The organism is Mucilaginibacter segetis, assembly GCF_016522075.1.
GTDB classification, from domain to species: Bacteria; Bacteroidota; Bacteroidia; order Sphingobacteriales; family Sphingobacteriaceae; genus Mucilaginibacter; species Mucilaginibacter segetis.
Genome location: NZ_JAEHFW010000003.1, coordinates 652,914 through 678,784, shown reverse-complemented (window position 1 = coordinate 678,784; position 25,871 = coordinate 652,914). Strand labels below are relative to the sequence as shown.

Annotated in this window: 27 protein-coding genes; 21 read left to right on the top strand and 6 right to left on the bottom strand. The window is 38.2% G+C overall.

All coding sequences use genetic code 11. The features are described from left to right. Window positions 1-130: 130 nt before the first annotated feature. Together I5M19_RS16810 and I5M19_RS16805 are read left to right on the top strand one after the other, a co-directional pair. Window positions 131-502, top strand: coding sequence for a helix-turn-helix domain-containing protein (locus I5M19_RS16810; RefSeq protein ID WP_200067517.1), 372 nt, complete (start codon window positions 131-133; stop codon window positions 500-502). A 196-nt stretch (window positions 503-698) separates the two neighbouring features. Further along, window positions 699-983 (top strand): hypothetical protein, encoded by a 285-nt coding sequence (locus tag I5M19_RS16805; RefSeq protein ID WP_200067516.1) that lies wholly within the window; start codon window positions 699-701, stop codon window positions 981-983. A gap of 14 nt (window positions 984-997) precedes the next feature. Here I5M19_RS16805 and I5M19_RS16800 read toward each other — a convergent pair whose 3' ends face one another. Next, window positions 998-2,458, bottom strand: coding sequence for a tetratricopeptide repeat protein (locus I5M19_RS16800; protein ID WP_200067515.1), 1,461 nt, complete (start codon window positions 2,456-2,458; stop codon window positions 998-1,000). Window positions 2,459-2,964: 506 nt separating this feature from the next. Here I5M19_RS16800 and I5M19_RS16795 point away from each other — a divergent pair. The 8 genes from I5M19_RS16795 (at window position 2,965) to I5M19_RS16760 (ending at window position 4,834) form a co-directional block, all read left to right on the top strand. Then, window positions 2,965-3,111, top strand: a complete 147-nt coding sequence (locus tag I5M19_RS16795; RefSeq protein WP_200067514.1) for a hypothetical protein — start codon at window positions 2,965-2,967, stop codon at window positions 3,109-3,111. Between the two features lie 62 nt (window positions 3,112-3,173). Next, on the top strand, window positions 3,174-3,320 hold the full coding sequence (locus I5M19_RS16790; protein WP_200067513.1) for a hypothetical protein: 147 nt from the start codon (window positions 3,174-3,176) through the stop codon (window positions 3,318-3,320). A gap of 48 nt (window positions 3,321-3,368) precedes the next feature. Then, on the top strand, window positions 3,369-3,515 hold the full coding sequence (locus I5M19_RS16785; RefSeq protein WP_200067512.1) for a hypothetical protein: 147 nt from the start codon (window positions 3,369-3,371) through the stop codon (window positions 3,513-3,515). A 52-nt stretch (window positions 3,516-3,567) separates the two neighbouring features. Next, window positions 3,568-3,780 carry a hypothetical protein gene (locus tag I5M19_RS16780; protein ID WP_200067510.1) on the top strand — a complete coding sequence of 71 codons (213 nt, stop codon included), beginning with the start codon at window positions 3,568-3,570 and terminating at the stop codon, window positions 3,778-3,780. A 56-nt stretch (window positions 3,781-3,836) separates the two neighbouring features. Then, window positions 3,837-4,049 (top strand): hypothetical protein, encoded by a 213-nt coding sequence (locus I5M19_RS16775; protein ID WP_200067511.1) that lies wholly within the window; start codon window positions 3,837-3,839, stop codon window positions 4,047-4,049. Between the two features lie 56 nt (window positions 4,050-4,105). Beyond that, window positions 4,106-4,318 (top strand): hypothetical protein, encoded by a 213-nt coding sequence (locus I5M19_RS16770; protein WP_200067510.1) that lies wholly within the window; start codon window positions 4,106-4,108, stop codon window positions 4,316-4,318. Window positions 4,319-4,374: 56 nt separating this feature from the next. Beyond that, window positions 4,375-4,614: a hypothetical protein gene (locus tag I5M19_RS16765; RefSeq protein ID WP_200067509.1), complete on the top strand. Its 240-nt coding sequence runs from the start codon at window positions 4,375-4,377 to the stop codon at window positions 4,612-4,614. 46 nt (window positions 4,615-4,660) lie between these two features. Then, window positions 4,661-4,834 (top strand): hypothetical protein, encoded by a 174-nt coding sequence (locus I5M19_RS16760; protein WP_200067508.1) that lies wholly within the window; start codon window positions 4,661-4,663, stop codon window positions 4,832-4,834. An 83-nt stretch (window positions 4,835-4,917) separates the two neighbouring features. On the opposite strand, the gene I5M19_RS16755 is transcribed toward I5M19_RS16760, so the two are convergent. Next, window positions 4,918-5,424: a hypothetical protein gene (locus I5M19_RS16755; protein ID WP_200067507.1), complete on the bottom strand. Its 507-nt coding sequence runs from the start codon at window positions 5,422-5,424 to the stop codon at window positions 4,918-4,920. 245 nt (window positions 5,425-5,669) lie between these two features. Between I5M19_RS16755 and I5M19_RS16750 the strand changes: the two genes are divergently transcribed. Further along, on the top strand, window positions 5,670-5,885 hold the full coding sequence (locus I5M19_RS16750) for a hypothetical protein (RefSeq protein ID WP_200067506.1): 216 nt from the start codon (window positions 5,670-5,672) through the stop codon (window positions 5,883-5,885). A 59-nt stretch (window positions 5,886-5,944) separates the two neighbouring features. Here I5M19_RS16750 and I5M19_RS16745 read toward each other — a convergent pair whose 3' ends face one another. Then, window positions 5,945-6,418, bottom strand: a complete 474-nt coding sequence (locus tag I5M19_RS16745; protein ID WP_200067505.1) for a CYTH domain-containing protein — start codon at window positions 6,416-6,418, stop codon at window positions 5,945-5,947. A gap of 100 nt (window positions 6,419-6,518) precedes the next feature. Here I5M19_RS16745 and I5M19_RS16740 point away from each other — a divergent pair, with 100 nt between their 5' ends. The 4 genes from I5M19_RS16740 to I5M19_RS16725 all read left to right on the top strand — a co-directional run bounded on the left by I5M19_RS16740 (window position 6,519) and on the right by I5M19_RS16725 (window position 11,154). Then, complete coding sequence (locus tag I5M19_RS16740) at window positions 6,519-9,236, top strand: carboxypeptidase regulatory-like domain-containing protein (RefSeq protein ID WP_200067504.1); 2,718 nt, start codon at window positions 6,519-6,521, stop codon at window positions 9,234-9,236. A 74-nt stretch (window positions 9,237-9,310) separates the two neighbouring features. Further along, on the top strand, window positions 9,311-9,715 hold the full coding sequence (locus I5M19_RS16735) for a DUF1761 domain-containing protein (RefSeq protein ID WP_200067503.1): 405 nt from the start codon (window positions 9,311-9,313) through the stop codon (window positions 9,713-9,715). A gap of 94 nt (window positions 9,716-9,809) precedes the next feature. Next, window positions 9,810-10,676: an aldo/keto reductase gene (locus I5M19_RS16730; protein ID WP_200067502.1), complete on the top strand. Its 867-nt coding sequence runs from the start codon at window positions 9,810-9,812 to the stop codon at window positions 10,674-10,676. A gap of 79 nt (window positions 10,677-10,755) precedes the next feature. Beyond that, the gene (locus tag I5M19_RS16725; protein WP_200067501.1) at window positions 10,756-11,154 is read left to right on the top strand and encodes a hypothetical protein; all 399 of its coding nucleotides are present in this window, start codon (window positions 10,756-10,758) and stop codon (window positions 11,152-11,154) included. Between the two features lie 2 nt (window positions 11,155-11,156). Here the strand turns inward: I5M19_RS16725 and I5M19_RS16720 are convergent, their stop codons facing one another. After that, window positions 11,157-11,456, bottom strand: coding sequence for a YciI family protein (locus I5M19_RS16720; RefSeq protein WP_200067500.1), 300 nt, complete (start codon window positions 11,454-11,456; stop codon window positions 11,157-11,159). 121 nt (window positions 11,457-11,577) lie between these two features. Here I5M19_RS16720 and I5M19_RS16715 point away from each other — a divergent pair, with 121 nt between their 5' ends. From I5M19_RS16715 to I5M19_RS16690, 6 genes are all read left to right on the top strand, one after another. Continuing rightward, a complete protein-coding gene (locus I5M19_RS16715; RefSeq protein WP_200067499.1) occupies window positions 11,578-12,750 on the top strand; it encodes a galactokinase in 1,173 nt (390 codons plus the stop codon). 21 nt (window positions 12,751-12,771) lie between these two features. After that, complete coding sequence (locus I5M19_RS16710) at window positions 12,772-13,305, top strand: RNA methyltransferase (RefSeq protein ID WP_200067498.1); 534 nt, start codon at window positions 12,772-12,774, stop codon at window positions 13,303-13,305. 6 nt (window positions 13,306-13,311) lie between these two features. Further along, window positions 13,312-13,971, top strand: coding sequence for a YdeI/OmpD-associated family protein (locus I5M19_RS16705; protein WP_200067497.1), 660 nt, complete (start codon window positions 13,312-13,314; stop codon window positions 13,969-13,971). 102 nt (window positions 13,972-14,073) lie between these two features. Next, window positions 14,074-14,445, top strand: coding sequence for a BlaI/MecI/CopY family transcriptional regulator (locus tag I5M19_RS16700; protein ID WP_200067496.1), 372 nt, complete (start codon window positions 14,074-14,076; stop codon window positions 14,443-14,445). Continuing rightward, the gene (locus I5M19_RS16695; protein WP_200067495.1) at window positions 14,442-15,848 is read left to right on the top strand and encodes a M56 family metallopeptidase; all 1,407 of its coding nucleotides are present in this window, start codon (window positions 14,442-14,444) and stop codon (window positions 15,846-15,848) included. The genes I5M19_RS16700 and I5M19_RS16695 overlap by 4 nt, the downstream gene beginning before the upstream one ends. Window positions 15,849-16,114: 266 nt before the next feature. Next, window positions 16,115-19,654 carry a TraB/GumN family protein gene (locus tag I5M19_RS16690; protein WP_200067494.1) on the top strand — a complete coding sequence of 1,180 codons (3,540 nt, stop codon included), beginning with the start codon at window positions 16,115-16,117 and terminating at the stop codon, window positions 19,652-19,654. Between the two features lie 53 nt (window positions 19,655-19,707). Here the strand turns inward: I5M19_RS16690 and I5M19_RS16685 are convergent, their stop codons facing one another. Beyond that, on the bottom strand, window positions 19,708-21,189 hold the full coding sequence (locus I5M19_RS16685) for a glutamate synthase subunit beta (RefSeq protein ID WP_200067493.1): 1,482 nt from the start codon (window positions 21,187-21,189) through the stop codon (window positions 19,708-19,710). A 5-nt stretch (window positions 21,190-21,194) separates the two neighbouring features. Then, a complete protein-coding gene (gene gltB / locus I5M19_RS16680; protein WP_200067492.1) occupies window positions 21,195-25,718 on the bottom strand; it encodes a glutamate synthase large subunit in 4,524 nt (1,507 codons plus the stop codon). Between the last annotated feature and the right edge of the window lie 153 nt (window positions 25,719-25,871).

Here is a 25,871-nt window from a genome sequence, read left to right as displayed (position 1 = left end):
TTCCCCGTTTTACTTAACACGATTTTAACCAGGTGTTAATGCAGCTGAAATACGGGCATATTTTGCAATGGCATCAGGTTTGGTTAATAGTTAACATCCTTATTTCCCTTAATTAATAATTATGCACATCATGAGCGAAACAATAAAAAAGAAAACGAACAAATCTGCCGGTAAAAACATTCGTACACTACGCCATGAACGTGGCTGGAGCCAGGAAGATGTAGCCAGTCGTTTAGGTATATCAATACCTGCCTTTTCAAAAATTGAGACCGGCGTAACTGATATCAATTTATCCCGGCTTGAGCAGATCGCAAATATTTTTGAGGTAAGCGTGGTTAACCTGCTTTCATTGGAATATGTTGAGGAGCCGAGTACACAGGATGTAAGTTTAAGTATCATTCAGAAAAAACTCCTTGATCGCGAAACGGAGATCACAAATTTACAGCGCAAGGTGATTTTACTTTATGAAGAATTACTGAATAAAAACAATATTGCTATATAAACACTGGTGTGCTATAAACACAACAGTTATTTTATAAACCTAAACACCTTTATTTCACTTCATTTAAATAAATTAAATGAAGTGAAAATAATAGCCATTTTTTGATAGATTCAACGAAAATTACCGGGTTAAAGTCGGTCATATCTTTTTGGATTTAAAATTGCAATGGCATAAATACTTATTTAAAACAGTGTTTATGTCAAACTACCTGATATCAATTTCCAGTCATGACATGCCTAAAGCCGGCACTATTCATGACCCGCGCAGTAATCTTAAAGTTAAGGCATTCAATGTGCTGAAATCAAGATTCCGGCCACGTAAGGGTGAAGTAAGTTTTTTTGTAACTGCCGGTAACAATACCCTGGCTTTTGAAACCGAGGGATATAAAAGGCATCGCCAGTTACTTATTTTGCAAATGATTTCACGATATTGTATGTATCTGGGACTTATTGAGGCGCAAATACATAGCACCTGGCCTTGATTGACCGATTGCCGCTAAAAAACTTTTTTACCGGTATCGTTAAGCATTTCGCTCATTTCGATAATTTTTTGGTCGATATCCGAAACGCATTTATCCATCATATTAATACATTCCTGTTCATCTACCAAACCCTCTCTCTCCAAATTCATTAGCCCCCTTAATGTAGCAATAGGTCCGCGTATCTGGTGCGAAAGGTAAGAAGAATATTCAGACAGCTTTTTATTCTTGATCTGCAGGTCTTTTGTCCGTTCATCAATAATTTCTTCCAGGTGGTGATTAATACGGTCAAGATTTTCCTTTTGCCTGGAAACTTCCCCGTTAAGATCAGTAAGTTGCTCGTTGGTTTTTGCCTTACGCTTAACATTACTAATTAATAAGGCTATTACTACCAACAATAAGCCTGCAACAACCGTTACAGCCCAAAACTTTATTCTGTCGTTTTGCTGCACTTGTTGCTGCAAAGCATTCTCTTTTTCGGCTGCCTGTCTTTTAAATTGCTCCTGAATAATATTAATCTGTGTGGATTCATTTGAGGTGTGGATAAGGCTATCCTGTCTGTAAATTAACTGTAAATGGTACAAAGCGCTTTGGTAATTTTTACGTTTTGCCTCTAATTGATAGATAGTGTAGTTATAATCGGATGTTAGTTTTTCATCCTTCACCAGTTCAGAGTAAGCTAACCCCTCCTGAACAATCTTTTCTGCATCTGTAAATCTGCTTTCGGCAATGTATAATGAGGCTAATGTTAAATTAGTACTTGCCACCGGCTTGTTCAGGTCACGTTCTTTAGCCGCCTTATTGGCAGCTAATAAAAGCTTTTCAGCAGTATCGAACTGATTGAGGTGAAAATAAATCACGCCCCGGTTTTGTAAACACTGTATCATGTTTACCGTGTCGCCCATTTTCTCAAATATCAAATTACTTTTATTGTAATAATTTAGGGCCTGGTAATAACTTTGCTTACGATAGTAAACGTTCCCTATATTCATATATAACGAGCCCTTTAACTGGTCGTCATCTAACTTTTCTGCAATTCCAAGAGCTTGTTGTAGATACTCTAATGCCTTACTAAAATTATTATCGAGATATAAGTTACCTATATTGTTATATACTTTTCCCTGACTTCTGACATCGTTTATCTTTTTAAAGGCGTTAAGGGCATTCAAATAATCGTCTATTGATTTACTTGCCTGATTGAGGTAATAATTTCCTATGCCTTTTACCCTATATGCTTCGCCAATTCCACGGTAAAATTTATGTACACCGCCAACGTTATATTCAATTTCCTCGGCCAGTGCAAGCGCCTTCGCAGCATCGCTAACTGTTTGTTCAGGACTGGTTAAACGGTTATCATACGCCTGATTAATTAATTTTAACACCTCCGTTGTATCCTTTAACGCAATCGCATCAGATGCCTCCGCCTGTGTAGAATATCCGATCAGTAATAAAATAAAAAGGGTATAAAATTTATTCATCAGAACTCTATACGTTGAATTTAGGTGAAAGTTATGAAATTAGTAAGAACAAAAAACATTTTATTAAATTTAGAAAAAAAGTGTTAAGAAATTTTTTTTTAATAGTTTCTTGATAATTAAAAAACATATTTATATTTGCAGTGTTAATATATTGAATAACAATTAGTTATATACTAATGTAATATTAAATACATTTAATATATTGCTAATATAATCTGCCAAATGAAAATATAAACTTATAGTTATTTTTTTCTGACGGCAAAAGTAACATCATGTCTTAATTAACATTTTGTTGGTACAATTAATAATTAAATAAAAAAAGCTTTTAAAGCATGAAAAAGATCTGTTTGGCAACAATGATATTTCTATCCGGGACATTCACATCATGTATAAAACATGTGAATGTATATGATATACATATGCTTTTAAAGAGCACAACCGGAGTTAGGAAAGATATAGGCACAGCAGATTAAACACGAATTAAAAAATTAAAACATAAGCAAATCATGAAAAAATTAATCATCGCAGCAGCAACATTAGTATTAACCGCAGGAGTGTTACCATCATGCACTAAGCAGGCTACCGTAAAGCCTACTGCTACCGTTGAACAAAGCACAACTTTTACTAAAAAGGACGTAGGCACTGCCGACTAATTACAATACAACATCAACAATTCAATCAAATTACTACAGATCAAAAATTAACATACATAATCATGAAAAAATTAATCATAGCAGCAGCAACATTAGTATTAACCGCGGGAGTATTGCCATCATGCACCAAGCAGGCTACTGTAAAACCTACAGCTACTATTGAACAAAGTACAACAGCCACCAAGAAAGATGTAGGTACTGCCGACTAATCATTAACAATAACTATTAATTAATACAGAATAAAAAATACAGGAATTATGAAAAAATTAATCATCGCAGCAGCAACATTAATATTAACCGCAGGAGTGTTACCATCATGCACTAAGCAGGCACCAGTAAAACCAACTGCTACTATTGAACAGAGCACAGCTTTTACCAAAAAAGATGTTGGTACTGCCGACTAATTATTCGTAATAACATTTAATAACAGATCATAAACATTTAAAATATAAAATCATGAAAAAATCAATCATAGCAGCAGCTTTAATATTATCAACAGCAGCCTTATCATTTAACGCAAACGCAACTACCACTACTCCAACAAAAGCAACAATCACTACAAAAAAAGACGTGGGTACCGCTGATACTAAGAAAGATGTTGGAACTGCCGATACCAAAAAAGATGTAGGTACCGCTGATACTAAAAAAGATGTAGGAACAGCTGACTAATTAATCAATCATAATCACCTTAATAACAGACCATAAAATATTTTAAATATAAAATCATGAAAAAATCAATCATAGCAGCAGCTTTAATATTATCAACAGCAGCTTTATCATTTAACGCAAACGCAACTACCACTACTCCAGCAAAAGCAACAATCACTACAAAAAAAGACGTGGGTACCGCTGATACTAAGAAAGATGTTGGTACTGCCGATACTAAAAAAGATGTAGGTACCGCTGATACTAAAAAAGATGTAGGAACTGCTGACTAATTAATCAATCATAATCACCTTAATAACAGATCATAAAACATTTTAAATATAAAATCATGAAAAAATCAATCATAGCAGCAGCTTTAATATTATCAACAGCAGCCTTATCATTTAACGCAAACGCAACTACCACTACTCCAACAAAAGCAACAATCACTACAAAAAAAGACGTGGGTACCGCTGATACTAAGAAAGATGTTGGTACTGCCGATACTAAAAAAGATGTAGGTACCGCTGATACTAAAAAAGATGTAGGAACTGCTGACTAATTAATCAATCATAATCACCTTAATAACAGATCATAAAACATTTTAAATATAAAATCATGAAAAAATCAATCATAGCAGCAGCTTTAATATTATCAACAGCAGCCTTATCATTTAACGCAAACGCAACTACCACTACTCCAACAAAAGCAACAATCACTACAAAAAAAGACGTGGGTACCGCTGATACTAAGAAAGATGTTGGTACTGCCGATACTAAAAAAGATGTAGGTACCGCTGATACTAAGAAGGATGTAGGAACCGCTGATACTAAGAAGGATGTAGGAACCGCCGATTAATTATTTAACTATTAAATACAGTAACAAAGTTTTAAATTATAACATCATGAAAAAATACATTATAGCCGCCGCTTTAGTTTTATCAACAGCAGTAACCGCTTTGTCGCTTACAAAAACAAATAATCAAAAAGCCGAAGAAGCAAAAATAAAGTCAGAAAGTGTAAGTTTCTCCGCTAAGGATTCGTCGATGCCTAAATCAGATATTGCTACCGCTGATTAATAAATTTGCTCTATATAAAAAAATGCTGCTATAATAAAACAGCAGCACAAGGATTTATAAAAATAATACCTTTTAAATCAAGGTTAATAAGTTCTGAATTTTTCGCAGTTATCCATGTTATATGATATTGAATAATCTGCATTTTCATTTGTCTGCTGCCTGCCGGTAGCCGTGTTCAAAGTAAACGGTTTTTGTACAAGTTGTTGGGCAGAAAGTTTAAAATCCACACTCAAGGTATCTTTCATACCCTCCTGCATAAAAGTCCATACAGCGTCAATTTTATTCCCATTAATTTTACCAAGTAAAGTCCCTTTTCTGCTGTCTTTCTCTTTAGGTAACCACAGCATATCGCCACTCACTTTATCGGCATTAATTACCAGGTGTATAGCTGTAGTATCCTGATTACTTGTACCCTCGGTACGTATAAAACAGTACTCCATATTTTGAGCCGGCGTACTTAATTGTTTTGTAAGTGAAGTATCTTGCTTTACGTTTGTTAAAGCCAGGGTATCGGTATCCGATGAATTATCTTTATTGTTTCCGGCACATGATGCCAATCCTAATACTAAAATATATAAGTAGCGTTTCATAATTTTGTGTTATTATTTAATAACTACAACTTTAGCTTTAAATAGTTCATTATTATATAGTAGGTTTCCCTTTTGGTGTCTGCTTTATTCAATTTAACAAAACTAACAACCTTGCATAGTAACTTTGTTAGTTAAGTATAAATACATATCTTGCCCGCTTGTAATTACAATAAACAAATACGCTTTAATTAAATAAAACAAATTATTATTAAATCAGTTTAAACTTTAAAACTAAAAAACTTATTATGGCAGCACAAAAAGAAGGTGGAATTACCGCCTATTCAGTAAAAACGAAAACTAAGAACGTACCGATGATCGATCCTGTTATCGATATTAAGTCAGGAAGATATATTGCAACCGGCAAAGATAGCGAAGGAAACAAAATGGCAGCTATAATGGGCAAGGCAACTGCAGAAGAACATATTAAAAAAGGCAACGCTAAAAAGGGTTCAGGCTGGTAAACAAAAAATTTTAACAAATAAATAAAAAACCGCCAGAAGATGGCGGTTTTTTATTTGCACTACTTTTCCCAATATTTATAAGGCGATACCGATAAGCTTGCATTGGTAAATCGCATATCATTACTAACTTCTTTTGTAACCCATTCAGGCAGTTCAAAATACTCATTCTCATCCTGCAACTCTATCTCTGCAACAATCAATCCTTTGTTTTCTCCTTTAAATACATCTACTTCCCAAAGCTTACCCTTATAATTCACAGGGTACCTGATCTTTTCGACAGATGACAAAGCCAATTCATCCAATATCTGGTTGGCATCCTGTAAAGGCACAGCATATTCAAACTCACTGCGGCTTATACCGGTAGTTCCTCCTTTTAACGTTATAAAGCCAGAACTTTCAGTTAAGCGGATACGTATTGTACATTTCTCGTCGTTTAATAAATAACCTTGTTTATATAACTCGCCGGGTGGTTTTTTAAATAAATCCCACTTTTTATGATCAACTAAAAACTTACGCTCAATTTCCGTAGCCATGCCGGTATATGTAAAAAATGTTATAAAATGTTAAAATGATACATGTTCAACCACTCATAAAGGTAAATGTTTATATTAGCCTTGCAACACTTATAATATCATGACCTTGAAAAAAGCCGCTTTATTACTATCATTATCCATAATTTCTATACTGCCGGCATTTGCCCAAAAAGACACCGTAAGCCTTACTACCATATTAAGAAAAACATCAAAACTTACTACAGGATATCCCATAGAAAAAGTTTACCTGCATTTAGATAAGCCCTATTATGCCGCCGGTGATACCATATGGTTTAAAGCTTATTTAACGGTTGATAAGCATTCCCCTTCAAACTTAAGCAAAGTGGTGTATGTTGATATAACCAACGAAGAAAACACCATCATTCAATCGTTAAAATTACCGGTGGTTAATAGCGTGGCTCCGGGTAACATCATTCTTTCATCTGATTTATTTAAAGAGGGCAACTATCATCTTAGAGCGTATACCGCATGGATGCGGAATTTTGATCCGGATTATTTTTTCAATAAAAATATCGTGATCGGTAATTCTATCAATAATCCGTTAAATACTACTATTTCATTTAATTCGTCCGGTACAGGTAATCAATTAAATATAAATACCCATATAATTTTCAAAGACGCTGCAGATGCACCACTTGCCAATAAAAAGGTGATGTGGCGGGTAACTGCCAACGGTGACGACATAAGCAGTGGTAAAACCAATACTAATAGTTCCGGCATCGCCGACATTGCATTTGCAGGTAAGCCATCGTTATTGGAAGATGCAATATTAACAACTGAAGTTGAATTGGCCGACAGGAAAACCGTAATTAAAACATTCCCGTTAAAAACAGCGGCCGCCGAAAAGGATGTACAATTTTTCCCCGAAGGTGGCGAACTAATAAATGGAGTGCTCACAAAGGTTGCCTTTAAGGCGCTTAATACAAATGGCTTAGGCATTGGCGCTAAAGGTAATGTGATTGATAATGCAGGCAAAATCGTAGCAAATTTTACGTCGCAGCATTTGGGTATGGGCGCGTTTAATCTAATACCCGAAGATGGAAAAACTTATAAGGCTAATGTTACATTTACAGATGGAACCAAAGCGACTTACAGCCTCCCCCGCGCCAGACCATCAGGAGTAAACCTGGCTGTGTATAATGTGGATACCGCTGCAAGTATAACTATAAAGATATCCTCAAACTCACCATATTTTGATGCTAACCGCGGCAAACCTTATTACATAATTGCGCAAAGTGGCGGAGCGGTGTACTTTGCGGCCCAAACCGCACTGGCAAGCCCTGTTTACAGTGCAGCAATTCCAAAAAGCAAGTTCCCTACAGGTTTGGTTCAGCTAACTTTATTTAACGGACAGGGTACACCTGTAAGCGAGCGCGTTTTTTTTATTCAGCATCACGATAATCTTACCCTTAATCTTACTGCTGATAACAAAGTTTACACCACCCGGCAAAGAGTTAAAATAGCGATATCCGCCAAAAATAAGAAAGTGCCCGTTGAGGGTAATTTCTCTATAGCGGTAGTTGATGAAAGTAAGGTACCTTTTGATGAAAACGCAGAATCAAGCATTCTGTCAAATTTATTGCTCACGTCAGATCTGAAAGGATATATTGAAAAACCTAATTATTATTTTCTTAGCAAAAATGCCAATGCCGCACAAGACCTTGATATTTTATTATTAACACAGGGATACAGACGCATAGCCTATTCTGAGATACTTGCCGGTAAGTATCCGCCGGTATATTTATTGCCGGAGCAACATGGCATTGAATTAAGCGGCGTTATAAGGAATAACACTGGCTTACCGATAGCCAAAGGTAAATTGAGCTTACAAATACCGGCGAAGAATTTTTATGCAGAAACTACAGCTGATATGGTGGGAAATTTTAAATTCTCAGATCTGTCATTTCCTGACTCTTCCGAAGTCATAATCAGTGGCCGAAATAATGTTAATAATAAAAACCTGATGCTTACAGCTAATGGTGAAACTTATCAGGTTCCTACTTTAAACAGATATGTTAACGACAGAATTTTAAATATAGATACAGCATTTAAGCCTTACCTGCAAAACAGTAAAAAACAATATGATAATTCGCATAACTTAAAGGAGGTAGTTATCAAATCAACTACCATAACACCACGACATACAGATTATCCGTCATTAACAGGATTACCTCCAGAGCCTGATCAGGTACTTAATAAAGACCGTTTTGTCGGATGTCAGAATTTGTTATCGTGCCTGCCTTCCATGCTGCTTGGTGCAACCGTTGAAAATGGTAATATTTATATGATGAGCTCTTATAACAGTAACAATAAGTTACCCATGCAAGTATTTGTAAACGGCTTACCTGTTGATTTTAATTATCTGGGTACTATTGATGGCAGCACGGTTGAGTCGGTTGAGTTTTTTAAAAAGGATGGTCTGAGTGGAGTTAATGAAAGATATGGCACTTCGGGCATAATAAGCATAAGCCTTAAAAAAATAAAGAAAACCAAAATATCCTTTAATGAGCTGCAAGAGCTTGTTCCCCCACCCTATATTATGAAATTGAAACCCCAAGGTTATAGTATTGTACGTGAATTTTATTCGCCAAAATACGGGGTAACCGGCCAAACGGCTTTCGGTCCTGATCTGCGGACTACAATTTACTGGAATCCAAATGTAACTACCGATAAAACCGGGGCAGCGACTGTTGATTTTTTTAACGCTGATGGCCGTGGCACCTACCGTGCCACTATAGAAGGATTTGATGCTGACGGCAACTTAGGAAGATATGTGTTAAGATATACTGTAAAATAACAGCCATATTTTAAGCGCTCATATTATTAAGTTTAATTAATAATTTTATATATAAACTTAATAATAAGCAAATTATGGATTTTTCACTCGTTAACTGGTTAGCCGTTATAGTAGCGGCACTATCTGCTTTTGTAGTTGGGGGTATTTGGTATTCATCCGTTTTGTTTGGCAATGCCTGGATGATTGATAGTAATCTTACCCAGGAGCAGATCAAACAAGGGAATAAAGCTAAAGCTTTCGGCTTTACCGCGTTGTTTTCATTAATTATGGCAGCCAATCTGGCTATGTTTCTGGCTGATGCAAAAACTGATACCTCCTGGGGTGCCACCGCAGGCTTTTTAGCCGGTATCTGGACCTTTGCCGCCATAGCCATACACAGTCTTTTTGAATTAAAATGCTGGCGTTATATTTTTATAAACGGGGGTTATAGTCTTATCTCATTAACATTAATGGGGGCTATATTGGGAGCCTGGCGTTAGCACACACTATAAATTGACATTTGTATGTATTACCCAAATGAACAATCATTAAACAATGGTTGTTATTTCAATAATACAGCAAATACAATTTATTATGAATAACGACACAGCATTATCCGAAAAAACATTCAAAATTGGTAACGACCTAACCGTAAACAGATTAGGTTATGGGGCTATGCGCATAACCGGTAAAGGTATTTGGGGACCACCCGATGATAAAGCTGAAGCCATAAAAGTTTTAAAACGTGCGGTTGAGCTGGGCGTAAATTTTATTGACACCGCCGACAGCTACGGACCTAACGTATCTGAAGAACTTATTGCCGAAGCACTTTATCCATACCCGGACGGTTTGGTTATTGCTACCAAAGGTGGTTTATTAAGAACCGGCCCTGATGAATGGCCTGTAAATTCTCATCCCGACCACTTAAAAGAAGCATTGGAAGGTAGTTTAAAACGCTTGAAACTGGATCAGATAGATCTTTATCAATTGCATCGTATTGATCCTAAAGTACCGGCTGAGAAAACCTTTGAGTTTTTAAAACAGGCTCAGCAAAATGGTAAAATAAAACACATAGGCTTATCAGAAGTTAGTGTAGAGGACATAAAACTGGCGCAAACCTTCTTTGAGGTGGTATCCGTACAAAATATGTACAGTGTAGATAACCGTAAATGGGAGGCAGTGCTTAATTATTGTAATGATAATAACATCGCCTTTATACCTTGGTTCCCGTTAAATGCAGGCAATGTTGCCAGTCAGGAAAAATTAAAAAAAGTAGCCGATAAACATAATGCTACAGTTCATCAGGTAGCTTTAGCATGGTTGTTAAATCATTCGCCTAACATACTGTTAATTCCCGGCACATCCAGTGTTAACCATTTGGAAGAAAACATGAAAGCAGTGGATATTACATTGGATGCAGACGATATAGACGAATTGAACAGCATCTCCTCTCAACAATAAAAGCTCAGTTTTTTAAAACGGATGGTAATGATTTATCATCCGTTTTTTTATTATTAAAAAACAGACGTAATTTGCGGAAATGAAAAGCAAAGAAGAAATTCTTAAAAATTATTACACGTACACGCCAAACGGGGAGCCTGAAATATCAGCAGATAAATTGCTGCAAGCTATGGAAGATTACCGGGAACAAACCGAAGCAAATGCTTTTGATGCAGGCCGTTTGTTAAAAGATGATAAGGCAGATCATATACATTACCTATACCCTACCTTCGCCGATTATAAATTAAATTTAGAACGGGAAACCGATCCGCATAAGAATAATATAAAATTGGTGGCTGATAGTATTTTACCTCAATTTCTACCGGATGATCCTAATGCCCTGTCGCTTTCATTCAACTTTAAAACCGGGGGCAAACAATATTCAGCATTTTACACAAAAAACCCCGAGGGATATTGGGAATTTAATAACTACACCTAAAATTAGTCGTTATCAATTTTAGCTACCTTGAAAGGCTTGATATCAACCGTATCCCAAACCCTTTGCGTTATGTACGGCTCCGATTGTTGCCATGCCTTAAGCTCTTCCTCATTTTCAAATTGCATGATCATTACTGAGCCTACCATGTCGCCATTGTCATTTAACATCGCTCCTCCCATAATAAAATTGCCGTTTTCTTTTAGTACCCTCACACCATCCAGGTGATGAGGACGAACATCCATACGTCGCTTTAGCGCTTCGTCATCAGTATGGTCATATGCAGTTATAAGATATTGTTTCATTATTTAAAATTGTTACGTTTATACACACTGTTTTATCCCGATAATTTTATAAACCAAATATTACGATTATTTTAGTCAATCTGTAATAACTGTTAATTTCACACTACTATTAAACTGCCATATGAAAACCCGCTTGCAACAAGAATTTTTTAAAGCCTACGGTAAAAACTCAACTCAAACATATTTCTCTCCCGGCAGGGTTAACTTAATTGGTGAGCATATTGATTATAATGGCGGCTTAGTAATGCCCTGCGCTATCACCTTTGGTACCTATTTATTTGTAGCGCCAAATAGCGATAATGTGTTTCGATTTAAAAGCATGAATTTTTCTGATGAGACAGAAGTTCCCGTACATTCCGCATCATTCCATAAAAAAGATGAGTTATGGTATAACTATCCCATTGGTATTATTGATTATTTTATCAAAGAAGGCAAAAGCCTTAGTGGATTAGATATGTTATTTTACGGCGATATACCAATTGGATCGGGGTTATCATCATCCGCATCAATAGAAGTTGTTACCGCATTTGCTTTAAATGATATGTTTGATGCCGGTTATTCTAAGCTTGAGCTGGTAAAATTATCCCAGTCTGTCGAAAACAATTTTATAGGTGTCAGTTGTGGTATTATGGATCAGTTTGCGGTGGCATTTGGCGAAGAAAGCAAAGCACTAATGCTTGATTGCAACACACTGGATTACGAGGCGGTTGACAGTAATTTGGGCGATTATTTGCTGGCAATTATCAACACCAATAAACCCCGCAAATTAGCAGAATCAAAATATAACGAGCGTGTACAGGAATGTAAAACAGCCTTAACAGCTTTAAAAGCCGAACTTGACATTAATAATCTCTGTGATATTGATACCGGAACTTTTAATCAACACAAACACTTAATAAAAGATGAAACGGTATTAAAAAGGGCTACCCACGTTGTAGAAGAGAACGACAGGGTAAAACTTGCCGCTAAAGCCTTAAGTGATAACAATCTGTTGGAATTTGGCAAATTGATGTATGCTTCGCATCACTCCCTGAGCGAACTATATGAAGTGAGTGGGAAAGAATTAGATGCCATAGTTGATTATTGTAAAACCAACATTGCTGTTGCAGGAGCCCGGATGACGGGCGCGGGTTTTGGCGGATGTGCCATCGCTTTAGTTAAAAAAGACGCGTTCGAAAACTTCAGTAAAGAAGTTAGTGAATATTATACTGATAAAACAGGCTATGCACCGTCTGTATACAGTTCCTTAATAGGAGATGGTGTAGGAATATTAAAAGAAGCAGTAAAAGCTTAGTTTTGCAGCATACTCAATTTTATGCGCAAATTAAAACTCGATGAACTGAACCGGGCAACGGTTGAAGAATTTAAACAGCAGGAAAAATTGCCTGTGGTAGTAGTGCTCGACAATGTACGCAGCATGCACAATATAGGCTCCGTTTTCCGTACATCAGATGGCTTTGCCGTTTCGGCTGTTTACCTCTGTGGCATTACCGCGCAACCACCCCATCGCGAAATTGAAAAAACCGCCCTTGGCGCAACCCAATCCATCCATTGGAAATATTTTGCCGATACCGTACAGGCAGTTGATAAATTACGTGCCGACGGATACCATATTGTAGCTATCGAGCAGGCAGAAAACAGCATCATGCTTAATAACTTCGCTCCGGTAAATAATGAAAAATACGCGCTTATTTTTGGTAACGAGGTAAATGGGGTTGGAGAAGACGTAATGAGTAAAATTGATACCTGTTTAGAAATTCCCCAGTTTGGCACTAAGCATTCTTTTAATATAGTAGTATCGGCAGGTATAGTTTTATGGGATTTCTTTGCTAAATTCAATTCAAAATAATCAGTTATGAGCGCACTTGCTAAAAAGCTGTTAGTAAAACCCGGCCAAACATGGCTGATATTAAACGCTCCTGAAAGTTACTTATCCCTACTGGAGCCCCTGCCCGAAAACACGAATTTAATTTTTGAAGCCGAAGGCACTCCTGATGGTATACAGTTATTTGTAAAAAACAGTGCAGAATTAGCTGCAAACCTTAAACTGATCAGTAAAATATTAAAACCGGAAACAGTTCTATGGATCATCTATCCAAAAAAGAACTCCGGGATTGATACCGATCTGGAGATGATGGGAAGTTGGGATGAACTTAGTATATACAGTTTACGCCCTGTTACAGCAGCTGCCATAAATGAAACCTGGACAGCTTTAAGGCTAAAACCTGAGCATTTGGTCAGGAAATCAGACAGCAGCAAGGCAGCCATCAAACAAAACGATTATTCGGCGTATATCAACCCCGAAACTAAACAGGTGATACTTCCAAACGATGCTAAAACTGAGTTAGAGAAAAATCCGGAAAACCTTGCATTTTTTAACAAACTTGCCTATTCGCACAAAAAGGAATATGTAGTTTGGATACTTTCTGCCAGGCAAGAGCAAACCCGTATAAACCGTATCAACAAAATGGCGGAGATGCTTTTGGCGAATAAAAAAAATCCTTCGGATAAGTAATATTTTTACCCCACCCTTCTAAAATAAAATTTTTCAAAATTATTTGACTTATTTAAATATTATTCTACATTTGTAGAGTAAAGTATATAAATGTAGAATAAAATGAAGTTAGCTAAAGCCGAAGAACAATTAATGGAGTATTTATGGTCGATGGAAAAAGGATTTATGAAAGATATACTGGAATGCTACCCGGATCCCAAACCTGCTGCTACCACTATTGCAACTATGTTAAAACGTCTTGCTGAAAAGGGTTTTGTAGCATACAAACTCTTTGGTAATTCAAGAGAATACTATCCATTAATCGCTAAAACCGACTATTTCTCTGCACATGTAAACGGATTGATAAAAAACTTCTTTAATAACTCTGCATCTCAATTCGCCTCCTTTTTTACCCGTGAAACAGATTTATCAACTACCGAGTTAGAGGAACTAAAAAAAATAATTGAACAGGAAATTAAAAATAAGAAAAAATGACAGCCTATCTTATCAAATCTGCTATATGCTTAATACTACTGCTTGCGGTTTATCTGTTGCTTCTGGAAAAAGAAAACATGCATCGCTTTAAAAGATTTTATCTGCTTTTAGCCTTGGTGTTGGGTTTAACCTTACCATTATTAAAGATAAATATACCGGTTAAGCACGAGTCTATACCGGTATTCCACCAAATGGATAATGTACACATTTTACCTTATGTAGCTGATAATATAACCCTGCAGCCTAAATCATCAGTGATCATAACATCCCCTACTGGGCTTAATCTAAATGATTATCTGTTCGTCGGTTATATCGCTGTCACATTAATATTGCTCCTTCGCTTTGTTATTAATCTTTCAAAGATCCTGTTAAAAGCTTATAGGAATAAAAAGATACCTCAGGGCAACCTTACGCTTATTTTAATTCAGGAAAATATTATACCTAACAGCTTTTTACATTACATATTTGTGAACGAATGGAATTATCTCGCGGGGGAGATGGAGGAAGATATGCTGATTCACGAAACGGTACATGTTCAACAAAAACATTCATGGGATATACTTTTTATCGAACTGCTTAAAACCATATTTTGGTTTAACCCGGTATTTTATTTCTATAAAAAAGCCATACAGCTAAATCATGAGTTTTTGGCGGATGATGGTGTAATTAACTCCAAACAGGATATAAAAAGCTACCAGTACCTTTTACTGGCTAAAGCCGGGCTCCAATCTAACTACGTATTAGCAAGCAACTTCAATTATTCAGTAACTAAAAAACGATTAATTATGATGGGAACTTTCACCTCTAAATTACGGGCAATCATCAAAGGCATTAGCCTTGTACCTGTTACCCTCGCTTTAGTATTTGCATTATGCATGAATGCTGAGGCACAGCAAACTCTTCCGCAAGAAACTGCAAGTTCAAAAACTACTGAAATAAAACAATCTAAAGATCACCCTCCTGTTACGGTTTACAGAGACCATTATGACGCGGATAGTGTTTTTATACATTTCAGGGAAAAAGATGGTACACAATACGTTAAAGCTCTAAGTGAGCTTTCTACTAAGCAACGGGCAATTTTTGCGCATCTTACAAAAAAATATTCCATAACTCCAAAGCGTACACCAACAATTAATCAATTTAATAGTTGGAAAAACGCCTCAACTTATGGTATTTGGTTAGATGGTAAACACATTAAAAATGCCGAATTGAACAATTACAGTGCAACAGATATTGTATTATATTACACCAGTAAATTATACGGTGCTGCAAAAAAAGGCCGGACATACTCTTATCAGGTAGATTTATCTACTGCTGAATATTACAAAAAGGAAAAAGAAAGAATAGAGAAAACTAATGCAACTAAAACAAGAGCAGACTTTTACGCTATAGCACAACATTAAATAAAAACTAAAGGCGCTTTTACCAGCGCCTTTAGTTTATGGTTATCGTTTTCAGTTTAGTAAATACTTGTTCAAACTGGTTTACGGCGTCCTTACTTTCCAATTAGAATGACCCGTTAAAAACTCGTCCACCTTACGTGCGGTTTCACCGCCATTTTTAAAATACTGAAATAAAATATCCGGGTAATTAGTTAATCAGGTTATTTTATAACCGAACTAACTGTTATATTAGTGAAACCTTACCTAAGGGACTATCACAATATAATATGTATAAACTTTACTCATCAAAAACTTCTCAAACGAGGAATTTTATCGCTACCACAAATTTCTTTAAAAAAACCTGTACAATTATTCTGTTAGTACTCCTGTCATTCTCATGCAGTTGGGCACAGCAAAAAGCCAATTATAATTTACTTTGGCGCATTAGCGGACACGGACTAACCAAGCCCTCTTATTTATTCGGCACCATGCATGTTAAAGATAACCGGGTATTCGGATTTAGCGACTCAGTTATGCTGGCCATAAAAAATTGCCAGTCTTTTGCATTGGAAATACACCCTGATACGCTGCTGAGAAAAATGTTCAGTAATATGGATGCTAATGATACCTCGCGAAACATCCGCAAAATGCTTAATGAAGAGGAGTATGAAAAACTGGCAAAGCGTTTCGAGGAAAAAAATGGCTATCCTATGGGGGAAATTGATCCGACTATGGTAGAATCTATGATTACGCCTGTAAAAAAACGCCCCAATGACAGGAAATCATTTATTGATGCATACTTGTATGGTGTTGCCCGTACAATGGATAAAAATATATATGGTTTAGAGCACATTACCGATCCGTTTTACCAGGAACTTAACTCCGGTGATGAAATTAAGTCTCGATTGCAGGATATACTAAGCGAAAGTGATGAGGAGGCATTGGATGATTTAGAGAAGATGACCAAAGCCTACATGACGGGAAACTTAACTACTATATCAGAAATATTAGGCGATGCGCAGCTAAATGACCCTGTACTTATAAGTCGTAATAATTTAATGGCCAAAAGTATAGTTAATCTTATCTCCACACAGTCGCTATTCAGTGCTGTTGGTGTAGCACATCTTATAGGAGACGAAGGGCTTATTTCATTATTAAGAAAAGCGGGATATACGTTAACACCTGTAAAAGCCACGTTTACTGGCGTAGCTGATAACTATAAGCCCGATTTTAACAAAATAAAATGGGAAACATATACTGATGAAAAGAATGGATATGCTATGGATATGCCTTCAACTCCTATCCAAACCAACGTTCTGTATGGTATGAACACGGTTATTTACCCCGACCTGGCAAATGACCTTTATTTTGGTGCATACGCTATAAAAAAGGGAACTACCGCCAGACCCGTAACCCCGGACAGTTTAATAAACATGGTGGTTAACAACTTTAAATCAAACAAAAAGAACCATATCGTAAGTAATAAAAAGGTACTGCTTAACGGCAAACAGGTTACTGACGTTATCATGGAATCTGGTGATGACATGGTACGTTTCAGGCTGATCATTGACAATAATATTTTATATTGTTTATACGCCGGCAATAATCCCAAGAGTATAAATACACCTTATGCCGATCGTTTTTTTAATTCATTTAAAAGCTTCAAAGTTGAGGAAAGCTCGCGGGCTAATTGGATAACGTTCAAAAATGACACAGCGGCTTTTTCAATCAGTATGCCTTTTACACCTCAAAAAATGGTGCAAACCATACCAAATCCTATTGATTCCCTGGGCGACCCGTACCAAATTAACATGTATATGGCCGCGGATACAGATAACCTGGAAAATTATATAGTAAGATACAACGATTATCCGAAAGGCAATTATCTTGCTGATAAAGGTAAACTGTTTGAATCAATACCCACGGAATATGGCAAAAGGGGTAAATTAATAGGCGAACCTGAAAAAATATTTAAGGATGGGTATGAAGGCAGGGCATTTACACTTATCATCAACGATAAATACAACTGCCGTATACAATTATTTGTAAGAGGTAACCGGATATATCTTCTACTTAAACAGAACCTCCAGGAGAGGTCAAGCGAACATGTTGAAGATGATTTTTTTGAATCATTCAAATTTTTACCTTATTTAAAATCCGAACTTGTACCTGCAATTTTTGATGATGGAAAATTCCAGGTAACTATGTTTAGCGACCCAAAAATGGTTACCAGTTCGCGACCAATATATAACTCATTTTTAAAATCGTCTGCAAATATCATATCTACAAATCCTGTGTCAGGCAGCGTTTATGAACTTGAGCATGCCACATTCAGCAAATATTACCGGGCAAAGGATATCGATTCTGTTTATAATTACCTTATTCCAAAATTCTCCGCCTACCCTGACTCACTTATTAAGGTTGATACCATATTAGTGAACGGGATCAGCGGTCGAGAATTTATTGTTGAAAATTCTGAAAAAGAAAAAATACGTAAAAGATTAATAATTGATAATGGCGACCTGTTCTATTTCTCAGGCCATTTATCCAAAGAAGAATTATTCGACGAAACCGCTAATAAAATTTACAACTCACTGGTTAAAAAACAAGCGAACACGCCTATTTCACTCGCATCTTCAAAAGCGGAACTCATAACAAATGATCTGGCTTCAGCCGATTCCACTACGCAGAAATATGCATATGGTGCACTTTCCTATTACGACTTCGAAAAAGACGAGTTGCCATATTTGTATAAGGCTTTGCAGAAAAACTATCCTGATGACACCTTGGCTTATGGCACAAGATCAACTATAATTCAAAAGTTCAAATCAACCAGTGATAATAAAACACCTGGTATACTTAAGGATATAGTTACCAACAAAGCAACCAGCGACGCAATTAAAGCTACTATTTTAAACGTTATAACACAGGTAGATAAAGAAAACGGTTATAATACCTATCTGGATCTTATAACGAGTATACCTGTTATAAAAACAGAAAACAGTTATCAATTATTCAGCCCTATGTATGATTCGCTGAAGTATGTAGTAACAAATTACAGTCGTATAATTCCGCTCCTTAAATATCCGGAGTACAAGAACAGTATATTGGGTGTTACACAGTCTGTTGTTAATCAAGACCAATACATTAATAGTGTAACGCCGTATTTTAACCAGTTAACGGCTACCGCCAATGAGGATGCAGAAAAATTTTTAAACAATACAGATACCACCGGAAACGAATGGGGTTTACCTGTGTACTATTATTTGCAGATTATGAATAAAATTAAGGCGCAACCATTAACAGCGCCTTTTACTGCAAAATTAATAAAAAAGGATAACTGGCGCTTAGCTGATGCGGTAAATACCAGAATATCTAACAATTTGCCCGTAGAACAAAAGCTAATTAATAAGTTAGCTGATAGTATTGATACACGCTATTCCCTGATGGAAACTTTGAATCAGGAAAATAAACTTGACAAAGTTGCTTTAAAATACCGGCAGCCTGTTGAATTTGCAAAACTAAATTTATACCAGTATTTAACCAACGTGGAAGATTACGGTAGCCTACGGGATATTACTCTTTTAGGCAATATACCCGACAAGGACGGTGCATTTTATGCGTTTAAGTTTAAATTAGATGATGACAAAACAGAATACTTGGGTGTATATGGACCTTATAAAACTGGTATCAAGTTGGATTTTAAGAGCTATCACGCATATACTACCTGGGATTCGTTACAAACCGATTGGCAAAAACAGGTAAAAGAGATGATACCCAAACTTAAAGAACAAAATGCTGCTGAGCTAAAAAACGCTGAAAAATAAAGACAAGAAAAAGGAGGGCATGCCCTCCTTTTTTAATGTTATTGATCCGAGGTTTAGTAAAATACTTGTTCAAACTGGTTTACGGCGTCCTTACTTTCCAAATTAGAGTGGCCCATTAAAAACTCGTCTACCTTACGTGCGGTTTCACGCCCTTCTGATATAGCCCAAACTACTAATGATTGTCCGCGGCGCATATCGCCTGCGGTAAATACCTTACTAACGTTTGTTCGGTATATACCCTCTTTGGCTTTAGCATTTTTACGCTCATCTAAATTAACGCCCAGTTCCTCCAACGCGCCCTCAAACTGCGGGTGTAAAAAGCCCATGGCTAAAAATACGCGCTGGCAAGGAATTTCCCTTTCCGATCCTTCCACTTCAGTGAATTTCATGGGGCGGCCCATCACATCAATTTCCCAGCTAACATCTGTTACCCGTAATGCGCGCAATTCGCCATTTTCGTCGCCTAAAAATTCTTTAGTATTAATTCCCCAGAAACGTTCACAACCCTCTTCATGCGAGCTGGTGGTTTTCAGCACCATAGGATACGTGGGCCAAGGCATATGAGGCGTACGTTGTTCCGGTGGTTGCATCATCACTTCAAATTGCTTTATAGAACGTGCTCCCTGCCGGTTTGATGTACCTACACAGTCCGATCCGGTATCGCCACCACCAATCACTACCACATCCTTATCGGTAGCTAATATATCTTCTGCATCAAAAGCAGTATGGCTAACTCTTTTATTTTGCTGTTTTAAAAACTCCATGGCAAAATAAATGCCCTTAAGTTCACGGCCGGGTATAGGCAAATTACGTGGTATGGTGGAGCCTCCTGCTAAAACTACCGCGTCATGGTTACGTACTAACTCTTCAGCAGCTATGGTTTTACCTATTTCGGTGTTACATTTAAATACCACCCCGTCCTCTTCCATTATTTTTATACGGCGATCTATCACCCACTTTTCTAACTTAAAATCAGGGATACCGTAGCGTAACAAACCACCCGGTTTATCATCTCTTTCAAAAACAGTAACAGCATGCCCGGCTTTGCTTAACTGCGCTGCGGCTGCCAACCCCGCAGGGCCCGAACCTACAACAGCTACACTTTTCCCTGTTTTAATAAATGGGGCCTCTGCTTTAACCAGATTTTTCTCGTAAGCTATCTCGATGATGTGCTTTTCAATTTCCTCAATAGCAACTGCTGGTTTATTTATCCCTAATACACACGCCGATTCACATGGCGCCGGGCATATCCTTCCGGTAAACTCCGGGAAATTATTAGTGGATGCTAATATCTGATAAGCTTCGTCCCAGTTTTTGCGATAAACGGCGTCATTAAATTCGGGAATAACATTTCCGAGCGGGCAGCCCGAATGGCAAAATGGTATCCCGCAATTCATGCAGCGTGCAGATTGCTGATTTAACTTTTCATCAGAATATAAGCCCACAAACTCATTATAGGTTTTTACCCGTTCTGCTATAGGTGTTTTTTGAGGCAGCTCTCTGTTAAATTCCTGAAATCCTGTTACTTTTCCCATAATAATTAGCTAATGGTTTGATATTGCTGTTTTTCGATCACCTTTTTATACTCTTTAGGATAAACCTTCACAAACTTGCCAGAGGCCTCGTTCCAGTTCTTTAAGATGGTTTGGGCCACCTTACTTCCTGTTAAATGAATGTGCTTTTTCAATAAAGAAATGATCTGCTCTTCATCTTTTACTGATAGCGGATCGAGGTCTACCATTTCCTGGTTACAATTTTTAGCGAAAGTATCGTTTGGATTATATACCCATGCAAGCCCGCCGCTCATTCCTGCGGCAAAGTTTCTTCCGGTTTCGCCTAAAATCAATGCACGGCCGCCTGTCATGTATTCGCAACCGTGATCACCTGTACCTTCAACAACCGCTGTAGCACCTGAGTTACGTACAGCAAAGCGTTCGCCTGCCATACCACGTACAAATAACTCTCCTGCTGTAGCTCCGTATAGTGCCACGTTACCGATAATAATATTATCCTCCGGCGTAAAAGTAGCGTTAGCCGCAGGGTATATAGCTAACTGCGCTCCAGAAAGACCCTTACCTACGTAGTCATTTGCTTCACCTTCCAGTTCAAATGAAATCCCTTTTGTGGTAAATGCACCAAAACTTTGCCCTGCAGATCCCACAAACTTGTAGTTGATGGTATTATCCGGCAAACCTGCCGAACCGTATATTTTAGATATTTCGTTCGATAGTAATGTACCTATAGTACGGTCAACATTCTTTACTTCATAAGTTGCAAACACAGGGGTTTTATCTTCCAGTGCAGCCTTTGCATTTTCCAGTAGTTTCCAATCCAGTATATCGTCCATACCATGATCCTGCTGCTCGCTATTATAAAGCGTAAGACCTTTATGGTTGGTAACCGGATGCAGTATGCCGGAAAGATCAATAGTCTTGGCTTTCCAGTTTTTGATACCATCTTTAACTTTAAGGAACTGAACGCGTCCCACCATCTCATTTACCGTGCGGAAACCAAGCTCTGCCATTATCTCGCGCAGTTCTTCGGCCATAAAGCGGAATAAATTAACCACATGGTCGGGCTTGCCGCTAAATAACTTCCTTAATTCAGGATCCTGTGTAGCTACACCTACCGGGCAGGTATTTAAATGGCACTTACGCATCATTATACATCCACCTGCAACAAGCGCGGCGGTAGCAACACCCCACTCCTCGGCTCCCATCAGGGCAGCTATGGCAAGGTCGCGACCGGTTTTTAATTGTCCGTCGGTTTGTAATACTACACGACTGCGCAATTTATTACGCACAAGTGTTTGATGAGCTTCTGCCAAACCAAGTTCCCATGGCAAGCCCGCATGTTTAACCGAACTAATTGGCGAAGCGCCTGTACCGCCATCATAACCGGCAATCAAAATCACATCTGCATGCGCTTTAGCAACGCCCGCGGCAATAGTACCTACGCCGGCTTTTGATACCAGCTTAACATTGATGCGAGCCTTACGGTTAGCATTTTTCAGATCAAATATCAGTTGCGCCAGATCCTCAATAGAATAAATATCATGATGCGGCGGCGGCGATATCAAACCCACCCCCGGTGTAGAATGCCGTGTACGTGCGATCCAGTCATCAACCTTATGGCCGGGCAATTGTCCGCCCTCGCCTGGTTTCGCACCCTGAGCCATCTTTATTTGCAATTCGTCGGCATTGGTAAGGTAATTGGATGTTACTCCAAAACGTGCCGATGCCACTTGCTTGATAGCCGACCGCATGGAATCGCCATTTGGCATTTTATCATAACGCATCTCGTCTTCCCCGCCTTCGCCTGTATTACTTTTACCACCAATACGGTTCATTGCGATAGCCATAGTGCTATGTGCTTCGTGTGATATCGATCCAAAAGACATTGCACCGGTAGCAAAACGCTTCATTATATTTTCCGCCGGTTCAACTTCATCAAGACCTATAGCTTCACGGTGGTGTGCAAAATCAAGCAAGCCTCTTATAGTAAAATGTTTCTGTGATTGCTCGTTTATTTTTGCGGCGTAGCTTTTATAAACCGAGTAATTATTAGAGCGTGTTGCATGCTGCAACAAGTGCACCGTATCCGGGTTAAACAAATGGGCTTCTCCGCGGCGTTTCCATTGGTAAATACCACCTTCCGGTAACAATTTACTCTCCGCTTCGGCGGCGCCAAAACCAATTTTATGCTTACATAATGCTTCGCGTGCAATTTCGTCAAGCCCTAAACCGCCTATACGGGTTACCGCTCCTGAAAAATAACGATCTACCACATCGCTGTTAATACCTAATATCTCAAAAACCTGTGCTCCGTGATATGACTGCAAGGTGGAGATCCCCATTTTTGAGAAGATCTTCAATAGCCCGTCGTTAACAGATTTTACATAATTTTTATAAAGTGCTTTTACGTCCAGCGTTGTCTCTAACTTCCCTTTTTCTTTAAGCGTTTCAATAGTTGAAAGCGCCAGGTAAGGGTTAATAGCTGTAGCGCCAAATGCCAGTAAACAGGCAAAGTGATGAACTTCCCATACATCCCCTGCTTCCACAACCAAACCTACTGCGCCCCGGCGCCCCTTTTTTATAAGGTGGTGGTGTACTGCAGATACGGCAAGCAACGATGGTATAGGCGCGTGCCCCGAATCTATAGCACGGTCAGAGAGTATAAGCACCTCGAAACCATCATCTACCGCATCCTCTGCATAACGGCAAAGCCTTGCAATACCTTTTTCCAGTGAGCCGGGCATACCATCTGCTATAAAATAAGTTTGCAGGGTTTTTGCGTGGAATAAACCCGTATCTATACTTCTAAGTTTTTCTAACTGATGATTTTTTAATATCGGATGTTGCAATACCACACAATGGCAATGCATCTTATCTTCATCCAACAGGTTCCCATTACTTCCGATAAAGGTTGAAAGGCTCATCACCAAACGTTCCCTTATAGGATCAATCGGCGGATTGGTTACCTGCGCAAAAAACTGCTTAAAGTAACTTGATAAATGCTGAGGCTTATCTGACAGGATGGCCAAAGGCACATCTGTGCCCATAGAACCGATAGGTTCTTTACCATCAAGCGCCATTGGCTTAATAATTGTATCAATATCCTCACGGCTATAGCCAAAAACCTGTTGGTAACGGAACACTGCTTCGGCCGAAAGGCTTGCGAAAGCCAGTCGTGGTTCCTGCAGCTCTCCTAAACGTATCTTGTAATTCTCCAGCCAGCGGCCGTAAGGCTGCTGCGAAGTAATTTGCTTTTTTATGTCATCATCGGTAATGATCTGTCCTTTTTCGGTATCAATGAGCAGCATTTTACCGGGTTGCAAACGTCCCTTTCTTATTACGGTGCTTTCGTCAATAGGAAGTGTTCCCGCTTCTGATGCCGCAATAACACGTCCGTCGTTAGTGATAACATAACGAAGAGGGCGCAAACCATTACGGTCAAGCAATGCCCCTACCAGTTTACCGTCGGTAAAGGTGATAGCGGCAGGACCATCCCAGGGCTCCATTAAGGTGGCATGATATTCATAAAACGCCTTTTTAACTGGGTCCATCTGCTCGTTACCATCCCATGCTTCGGGTACCAGCATCATCATCACATGCGGCAATGAACGACCGGAATGAAGCAGTATCTCGATAATATTGTCCAGACACGCTGAATCTGATTGGTTATTATCAATAACCGGAAGCAGCATATCCATTTCTTCCGCTGTAAAATGCGGAGACACATATGATCTTAAACCTGAATAAAACCAGTTTAGGTTACCTGTAAGCGTGTTTATTTCGCCATTATGCGCAATAAGACGGAACGGTTGCGCCAGTTTCCACGAAGGGAATGTATTGGTAGAGAACCGCGAGTGGATCATAGCAAAACCTGATGCCATACGCGGGTCGGCAAGATCTGTAAAGTATTTACGCAGCTGATAGGTAGTTACCTGCCCTTTGTAAATTATGGTTTTACATGATAGCGACGCAAAATAAAAATGTTCGCTTGCAGCCGGGATAGTTTCGGCTATCGTTTTATTAATATATCGTCTTAATACGTATAATTTACGTTCAAAATCATCAACACTTACAATAGTGTGAGGCCTTGCAATAAATAATTGCTCACAATCGGGTTCGGCCTGGCGTGCGGTTTCACCAATTACAGATGAATCAACCTGTAATTTACGATAGCCGAGCATCTGTAAACCCAGTTTATCAACAGCAGCAATAATAATTTTGCGACAGGCTTTTTTCAGCGTCGGTTCCTTTGGGAAAAACATCATGCCCACTCCGTATTCTCCGGGTTCAGGCAAGCTTATTTCCAGGTCCGAGCATTCCTCCATTAAAAATTCATGAGGAAGTTGTATTAAAATACCCGCGCCATCCCCGCTATCAGGGTCGCAACCACAAGCCCCGCGATGCTCCATATTTTCTAACATGGTTAACGCATCGTCAATAATATGATAAGTCTTATGTCCGTCAATATTGGTTATAAAGCCTGTTCCGCAGGAGTCGTGTTCAAATTCGGACCTGTAAAGGCCCTGCTGGTTTCCATCAGTTTGATCCATCGTTAAATCCGCTTATTTGTAATTATGCGTAATAACGAAATTACTAAAATTTCAATATTTTTATAAACGGTGAGTTTATTTTTAATAAATCCTAAAAAATCAACCTTTTATTGCAAATAATTTATAATGTCTACAAAAATAATATACTTAATA

What these genes read in the sequence shown, in the direction of transcription:
- I5M19_RS16810 (WP_200067517.1), top strand. Translation starts at nt 131, where the DNA reads ATGAGCGAAACAATAAAAAAGAAAACGAACAAATCTGCCGGTAAAAAC.
- I5M19_RS16805 (WP_200067516.1), top strand. Translation starts at nt 699, where the DNA reads ATGTCAAACTACCTGATATCAATTTCCAGTCATGACATGCCTAAAGCC.
- I5M19_RS16800 (WP_200067515.1), bottom strand. Translation starts at nt 2,458, where the DNA reads ATGAATAAATTTTATACCCTTTTTATTTTATTACTGATCGGATATTCT.
- I5M19_RS16795 (WP_200067514.1), top strand. Translation starts at nt 2,965, where the DNA reads ATGAAAAAATTAATCATCGCAGCAGCAACATTAGTATTAACCGCAGGA.
- I5M19_RS16790 (WP_200067513.1), top strand. Translation starts at nt 3,174, where the DNA reads ATGAAAAAATTAATCATAGCAGCAGCAACATTAGTATTAACCGCGGGA.
- I5M19_RS16785 (WP_200067512.1), top strand. Translation starts at nt 3,369, where the DNA reads ATGAAAAAATTAATCATCGCAGCAGCAACATTAATATTAACCGCAGGA.
- I5M19_RS16780 (WP_200067510.1), top strand. Translation starts at nt 3,568, where the DNA reads ATGAAAAAATCAATCATAGCAGCAGCTTTAATATTATCAACAGCAGCC.
- I5M19_RS16775 (WP_200067511.1), top strand. Translation starts at nt 3,837, where the DNA reads ATGAAAAAATCAATCATAGCAGCAGCTTTAATATTATCAACAGCAGCT.
- I5M19_RS16770 (WP_200067510.1), top strand. Translation starts at nt 4,106, where the DNA reads ATGAAAAAATCAATCATAGCAGCAGCTTTAATATTATCAACAGCAGCC.
- I5M19_RS16765 (WP_200067509.1), top strand. Translation starts at nt 4,375, where the DNA reads ATGAAAAAATCAATCATAGCAGCAGCTTTAATATTATCAACAGCAGCC.
- I5M19_RS16760 (WP_200067508.1), top strand. Translation starts at nt 4,661, where the DNA reads ATGAAAAAATACATTATAGCCGCCGCTTTAGTTTTATCAACAGCAGTA.
- I5M19_RS16755 (WP_200067507.1), bottom strand. Translation starts at nt 5,424, where the DNA reads ATGAAACGCTACTTATATATTTTAGTATTAGGATTGGCATCATGTGCC.
- I5M19_RS16750 (WP_200067506.1), top strand. Translation starts at nt 5,670, where the DNA reads ATGGCAGCACAAAAAGAAGGTGGAATTACCGCCTATTCAGTAAAAACG.
- I5M19_RS16745 (WP_200067505.1), bottom strand. Translation starts at nt 6,418, where the DNA reads ATGGCTACGGAAATTGAGCGTAAGTTTTTAGTTGATCATAAAAAGTGG.
- I5M19_RS16740 (WP_200067504.1), top strand. Translation starts at nt 6,519, where the DNA reads ATGACCTTGAAAAAAGCCGCTTTATTACTATCATTATCCATAATTTCT.
- I5M19_RS16735 (WP_200067503.1), top strand. Translation starts at nt 9,311, where the DNA reads ATGGATTTTTCACTCGTTAACTGGTTAGCCGTTATAGTAGCGGCACTA.
- I5M19_RS16730 (WP_200067502.1), top strand. Translation starts at nt 9,810, where the DNA reads ATGAATAACGACACAGCATTATCCGAAAAAACATTCAAAATTGGTAAC.
- I5M19_RS16725 (WP_200067501.1), top strand. Translation starts at nt 10,756, where the DNA reads ATGAAAAGCAAAGAAGAAATTCTTAAAAATTATTACACGTACACGCCA.
- I5M19_RS16720 (WP_200067500.1), bottom strand. Translation starts at nt 11,456, where the DNA reads ATGAAACAATATCTTATAACTGCATATGACCATACTGATGACGAAGCG.
- I5M19_RS16715 (WP_200067499.1), top strand. Translation starts at nt 11,578, where the DNA reads ATGAAAACCCGCTTGCAACAAGAATTTTTTAAAGCCTACGGTAAAAAC.
- I5M19_RS16710 (WP_200067498.1), top strand. Translation starts at nt 12,772, where the DNA reads ATGCGCAAATTAAAACTCGATGAACTGAACCGGGCAACGGTTGAAGAA.
- I5M19_RS16705 (WP_200067497.1), top strand. Translation starts at nt 13,312, where the DNA reads ATGAGCGCACTTGCTAAAAAGCTGTTAGTAAAACCCGGCCAAACATGG.
- I5M19_RS16700 (WP_200067496.1), top strand. Translation starts at nt 14,074, where the DNA reads ATGAAGTTAGCTAAAGCCGAAGAACAATTAATGGAGTATTTATGGTCG.
- I5M19_RS16695 (WP_200067495.1), top strand. Translation starts at nt 14,442, where the DNA reads ATGACAGCCTATCTTATCAAATCTGCTATATGCTTAATACTACTGCTT.
- I5M19_RS16690 (WP_200067494.1), top strand. Translation starts at nt 16,115, where the DNA reads ATGTATAAACTTTACTCATCAAAAACTTCTCAAACGAGGAATTTTATC.
- I5M19_RS16685 (WP_200067493.1), bottom strand. Translation starts at nt 21,189, where the DNA reads ATGGGAAAAGTAACAGGATTTCAGGAATTTAACAGAGAGCTGCCTCAA.
- gltB (WP_200067492.1), bottom strand. Translation starts at nt 25,718, where the DNA reads ATGGATCAAACTGATGGAAACCAGCAGGGCCTTTACAGGTCCGAATTT.